The 1,797-nt window shown below is 66.6% G+C and carries 2 protein-coding genes; both read left to right on the forward strand.

Annotated elements, in window-relative coordinates; genetic code table 11:
* Window positions 1-169 precede the first annotated feature (169 nt).
* The gene (locus GPA_RS06710; protein WP_015539389.1) at window positions 170-1,558 is read left to right on the forward strand and encodes a helix-turn-helix domain-containing protein; all 1,389 of its coding nucleotides are present in this window, start codon (window positions 170-172) and stop codon (window positions 1,556-1,558) included.
* 22 nt (window positions 1,559-1,580) lie between these two features.
* The coding region (locus tag GPA_RS18990) for a hypothetical protein (protein WP_041239207.1) at window positions 1,581-1,797 on the forward strand (217 nt) is incomplete at its 3' end.

Raw genomic sequence — 1,797 nt, forward strand, 5'->3', positions numbered from 1 at the left:
CGCCGCGACTACGACGAGGCGCTGGCCGCGCTCGAGCGCGGCGGCTACATCGTCGACATCGTGACGCCCTACGGCGAGGACCGGGACGGGGAGCTCTGCATGGTCCCGATCCCCGCCGAGGTCGTGAGGGAGGGGGTGCAGCGCCGTGAGTAGCGCAAAGGAGCGCGGCATGGCGGCACAGCCCGCCGGCCGCACCCGCGACGAGCTCGACGAGACGTTCGAGATCCTGGACCGCGACGGCGCGGTCGTCGTCTTCGGCGGCGATCTCATGGAGCGCGGCTTCGGCATCGTCTCGGCCAAGGCGACCGAGGACACCCGCCTGTCGTCGTCGGCCAAGGGCGTCTACGCCTACTTCTGCGCCCATGCCGGCGCGGGCACCCACGTGCTGTTCCCGTCTGTGGACACGATCTGCGCCCACCTCGCGATGTCGCGCAACACCTACTACCGCCACCGCCGAACCCTGGTCGAGTGCGGCTACATCAGCGTGCACCAGGGTCGCGCGCAGGGCCAAGGGCGCTATCTCTCGAACCGCTACGTGGTCAATGCCGAGATCCCCGAGGAGCGCCGTTTCGTGCCTGTCGATAACTCGAAATCGACTGGGGCGGGCGCTGTTGAAAACTTGCCGGGGGAGGGGGTTGAAAACGAGGTTATCAACAACCCGCAGGATTCGCCGTGTACCAAAAATTGGTACACGGGCGACCAAACTAACGTTAGTTTGCAACTAGATTCACCGTGTACCAAAAATTGGTACACGGGCCCAACTGGGGAAACGATTTCACCGTGTACCAATTTTTGCGACACTAACAAGGATGTTGTTATTGATGTTAGTGGGAGAGGGCGCGCGGGCGCGCTGCCGTCTGTCGAAGACCCGGTCATGTCGAAGGCTGCGGGCGACTCGGTCACGGTCGTGAGGGTCGCATCGGAGGCCGGCCTTGGGCTCGAGACGGAGGTCCCGGTCCCAAACGCCGAGGTGCTTGCCCTCATGCGCATGTCCATCGGCAAGGCGGAGGTCTTCGCCGACGTCGCCGAGGCTTATGCCCGCGCCCTCGCGGACGGCTGGACGCTTCCGCGCATCGGTCGCGCCTACGACACCTACCGCCGCGAGTACGCGGCATCGCATACCGACGGGCGCTACATCATGTCGCTGCCCAAGTTCCTCGCCGCCGGAAACGGCCTGAGGTTCTACGACCTGAGGGCCGATCTCGTCGATTCCGGCGCCGTGGCCGCAGCCGAGGAGAAGGCCGCCCCGTCGAAGGCGCCGACCCGCGAGCAGGTCCGAAAGTACGTGCACGAGAAGGGCTATGACGCCCCCGACCCGGACAATCCCGCCTACCGCGTGATCGACCCCGACGAGTTCTTCGACTACTACGAGGCCACCGGCTGGGTCCGCGCGGGCGGCGTGCCGATCGTCCGATGGAAGAACGTCGTGAACACCTGGCGCCGCAAGCCCGCGCCGCGCTCCGCCCGTAAGTCCGGCCCGTCTGGCGCGAAGAGGGCCATGAGCGTCGCCGAGCGCGTGGCCGCCGACAGCGATTTCAGCGAGTTCAACGACGATTAGCTCAGACGGAGGGAGAACCGAGATGAACGACACGCAAGCGCAGGCGAGGCCGAAAAGGCCCGCGCTCGAGGAAGTCGAGGCCTACGTCCGCGGGAAGGGCTACGACGACCGCGGCTCCGCCAACGCCTTCTACGGCAACTTCTTCTACGCATACCACGATGCCCGCGCCTGGCGGCGCGCGGACGGCACGCCGGTGCTCGATTGGAGGGCGGAGGCGGACGCGTGGCACGAGATGGGGC

It is taken from the genome of Gordonibacter pamelaeae 7-10-1-b (genome assembly GCF_000210055.1).
Taxonomy (GTDB): Bacteria; Actinomycetota; Coriobacteriia; order Coriobacteriales; family Eggerthellaceae; genus Gordonibacter; species Gordonibacter pamelaeae.

What these genes read in the sequence shown, in the direction of transcription:
- GPA_RS06710 (WP_015539389.1), top strand. Translation starts at nt 170, where the DNA reads ATGGCGGCACAGCCCGCCGGCCGCACCCGCGACGAGCTCGACGAGACG.